Origin of the sequence: Nostoc sp. CHAB 5715 (genome assembly GCF_020829685.1) — a bacterium.
In the GTDB taxonomy this organism is placed as follows: domain Bacteria; phylum Cyanobacteriota; class Cyanobacteriia; order Cyanobacteriales; family Nostocaceae; genus Nostoc.
On sequence record NZ_JAIVFR010000775.1, the window covers coordinates 1 to 3,674 of the forward strand.

4 protein-coding genes and 1 pseudogene are annotated in these 3,674 nt (G+C 45.0%); 1 reads left to right on the forward strand and 4 read right to left on the reverse strand.

The features are described from left to right. Positions 1 to 1,734, forward strand: a 1,734-nt coding sequence (locus LC574_RS30985) for a M48 family metallopeptidase (protein WP_229457418.1), incomplete at its 5' end; no start/stop codon positions are given. Between the two features lie 209 nt (positions 1,735 to 1,943). On the opposite strand, the pseudogene LC574_RS30990 reads toward LC574_RS30985, so the two are convergent. From LC574_RS30990 to LC574_RS31005, 4 genes and pseudogenes are all read right to left on the reverse strand, one after another. Continuing rightward, positions 1,944 to 2,402: pseudogene (locus tag LC574_RS30990) on the reverse strand (PBS lyase); the annotation flags it as partial. A 181-nt stretch (positions 2,403 to 2,583) separates the two neighbouring features. Beyond that, the gene (locus LC574_RS30995) at positions 2,584 to 2,838 is read right to left on the reverse strand and encodes a hypothetical protein (protein WP_229457419.1); all 255 of its coding nucleotides are present in this window, start codon (positions 2,836 to 2,838) and stop codon (positions 2,584 to 2,586) included. A 171-nt stretch (positions 2,839 to 3,009) separates the two neighbouring features. Continuing rightward, positions 3,010 to 3,486: a hypothetical protein gene (locus LC574_RS31000; RefSeq protein ID WP_229457420.1), complete on the reverse strand. Its 477-nt coding sequence runs from the start codon at positions 3,484 to 3,486 to the stop codon at positions 3,010 to 3,012. 3 nt (positions 3,487 to 3,489) lie between these two features. Beyond that, positions 3,490 to 3,674: hypothetical protein (locus tag LC574_RS31005; protein WP_229457421.1), on the reverse strand; the 185-nt coding region annotated here is incomplete at its 5' end.

Below are 3,674 nucleotides of genomic sequence, written 5' to 3' on the forward strand. Positions count from 1 at the left end.
GGAAGTTTGTATAGAATTGCTTATCTCCGGGAGGGCGGAAGCGTAATTGCCCAGGAGTTGGGGGGAAGACTCCTGATAGCAGAAATGGCGGCTGAACAAGGGCGACAACTATTAAATATTGTCGAGGAAATGGCGATCGCTTCTGGTATTTCCGTCCCTGAAGTTTATCTCCTTGAGAGAGAAACCAGCATTAATGCCTTTGCTGCCGGATTTACGCCCAATGATGCTGTAATTGGAGTTACCCGTGGAACCTTGCAACATCTGAATCGGGATGAACTACAAGGAGTTATCGGCCACGAATTCAGTCATATTCTCAATGGAGATATGCGGCTGAATTTGCGTTTGGTGGGACTACTGCATGGGATTTTGTTCATTTATTTAACTGGGGAATTGCTCTGGCGCATTCGCGGTAGCTTCCGTTTAGGAAAGGAAGACAAGGGTTTACCTTTGTGGGCTTTTGGTTTAGCACTGATGGCAATTGGCGGTATCGGATTATTTTGCGGACGCTTAATTAAAGCCGCAGTCTCTCGCCAACGGGAATTTCTCGCCGATGCTTCGGCTGTACAGTTCACTCGCAACCCCAATGGACTTACCGGAGTCTTCCAAAAACTCCAAAAAATGGATTCACGCTTGATTGCGCCCGGGGCAGAAGCCGCTAGCCACATGTTTTTTGGCAATGCTCTCAACCCCTCTTTCTGGGAAAATATGTTTTCTACCCACCCACCCTTAGCAGAACGTATCCGCCGGGTTGGGGGTTTGAACGTCAGCAATTTAGCAGCAATGCCATCTCGCAATCAAGTGCGTTCCCCCTCCCAGGAATCTTTAACAATGGGCTTTGCTGGTGGTTCTGGCACCACACCAGAACAGGTTGTAAACCAAGTTGGAAGCGTCACACCAGAGCATTTTGCCCATGCTCAAGCGCTGTTATCGCAGTTACCCGAATCCCTGCGCTTGGGCGTGCGGGAGCAGGAAAGTGCAATGGCGATCGCTTTTGCGCTAGCGTTAGATACTGAAAATATCGAGATCCAACAACGTCAAATTGCTTGGTTACGCGAGGTGCAGCCTGCTGAGTTGGTAGATAAAACCTTGGAATTGAGCAGCGAAATTAGCCAGTTAGATCCCAGAATTCGCTTGCCACTTGTAGATTTAGCAGTACCCGTATTGCGTCAAAATTCTGCCAAAGAATGCCAAAGGTTGTGCAAATGCGTCCACGGTTTAGTTGTAGCTACCGGAAGTTTATCACTGTGGCATTTTGTGTTGCAGTTAATCCTGTGGCATCGCCTCCAACCTAGTATAAATCCCACATCTGCGACAACAGTCGAATTTACCTCTATAGAAGAGATTTGGCCAGATAGTTTATTAGTATTGTCCGTCATTGCCCGCGTTGGACACTCCCAACCCGATACCTCCACCGAAGACATCGCCTATGCTTTTCGTTCTGGAGTTTTTCGACTTCCTAAAGCTGGAGAGCAAGAAAAACCAGACACGCCACTTACCTGTAATTTCACCGAGCTTAAGAAGAGTATCGATCGCCTCCGTCTTGCCAGTCCCAAACTCAAGCAAGCTATTGTTGATGCCTGCGCCCACACGGTACTTTTAAATAACAAAGTTACACAGTCAGAAGCAGATTTACTAAGAGCGATCGCAATGACGCTAGACTGTCCCATTCCCCCATTTTTAAACCCTCAGCGTAGCGTTTCCAAACAGAAACAATCTTCTCCAAAGCGAAGTTAATATTAAGACTTACGCATTGACAGAAAATACCAAATATGTGTTAACAAAAAGCCGGATATTTCGTAGGGGTTTAGCATTGCTAAACCCTTACAGCGCGGATCTATTTACCATCAAAGTAATAATTAATAAAAGCCTGAAACAACCTATTTCAGTTAAAGCATACCACTACTCCCCTCTTAAATTACGAATTACGAATTACGAATTACAAATTATCTAGTTCGCAATAACTGCACGAAAGTATTACTCACCGTATTGTCTTTAGTATCTGCGGCGTATTGAATCAATTTTTCTCGCAGTTCTTTGGCTGCATCTAAAGGAAGCAACGTTGCTAGCAAGAAATAAACACCACGAAAACGCGGATCGCCCATTCTATCAACTAATAGTCCTTCGGCGGCATCAGTTTCGCCCAGAAAGTTTTGCACCAAGAAGAAATCCATGATTTTATCGTGGCGGAAGTACCATTCTTTCTTGGCTTCGCCTTTTTCATCTTGCCACTGACGCCTGACTACCATCTTGTATTTCTCGTCTTCCAAAGACATGACTACTTGGTGAAATTCATCCCCAGGTAGGGCTTGTTTGTCTTCGAGTCGCATTTGGTAGACGGCGGCGGAAAATCTTTTGAGCGGAAATTCTTGACTCCATTCTTGCTGGTATTCTGCCGCCATCAGTATGCTGCACCAGCTCACTATCCCATCAAGAAATAAATTTCTTGGCTGATAGCGCAAGTCCACTAAGCGTGGACTATAAACCTTACCCAGTCTTCTTTAGAAGACTTTAGCTATCAGCCTCAGAATTCATTCTGAGGCGGTTGTTGGGACTGGTGCAAGTTCTGAGTATACAGAATTAATGTTAATTTTTGCTCACGAGTATCAAAGACTCATCCGCGAGTATCAAAGACTCATTCACGAGTATCAAAGACTCATCCGCGAGTATTAAAGACTCTCCCGCGAGTATTAAAGACTCGCCGACGAGTATCAAAGACTCTCCCGCGAGTATCAAAGACTCGCCGACGAGTATCAAAGACTCTCCCACGAGTATCAAAGACTCGCCGACGAATATTAAAGACTTGTCCACGAGTATTAAAGACTCTCGCGTGAGTATCAAAGACTCATTAATGAGGTTTAACTACTCATTCACGGAGTTCAAAGACTACAGCACTTATTGTTTGAATGCAGTACACCAGATACGCGGTAGGGGCACAGCAATGCTGTGCCCCTACGAATGCTTGTATTTGACGCAAGCGAGAACGGCTATAAACCGAATAACAATATTTGCCTATGAATCAGAAGTGGCTTTAGCAGGTTTACTTCTAATAGCTTTAAAACGATCGCCTAACTGTTCGGCAAGACTTTTTAACCCTGGAGTTTTCTTAGCAGCAGTCTTCACATAATCGTAAACTGTCAAGCTGCTGCTCATTGTCTCACTACCGACAGCCATTAAGGTATCATCTACTTGTTCTGTGAGTTGTCGCAGTCCAATCAGAAGTTCGCTGAGAGTGGCGGCTAGTTGATAATCCCGCACAAACTCATCTACATCAAAGCTGGCTGGGAGAATTTCTCGGTTAGATTGGGCAGCAGTCAGGCTAGTGTTGACAAAAGCTAGGCTTTTATCGCCCATCTTAAATAACTTGCGTCGTTCTTCCACACTCAGAGTCACAAGGAAAGGTAACTTTGCTTGAATAGTCGCAAAGGCTGCTTTAATTTCTTGGATATCTGCTGCGGAAAGGGAGCCGGTAATATTTTGGTAAGCCATTGGTTATTTACTCCGGTGAATCTGTTTGTTATGATTCCCATTGGTAAATGCGATCGCACAGTCTAGCCCTGTCAAGGTGACAAATAGCCGGATAATAATACCATGCGATCGCAAACTAAAAAGTAACGGAGGGTATGGTGAATGCTGGGTGCAATATTTGAGCGTTTTGTCAAACAGAGTCCAATTAG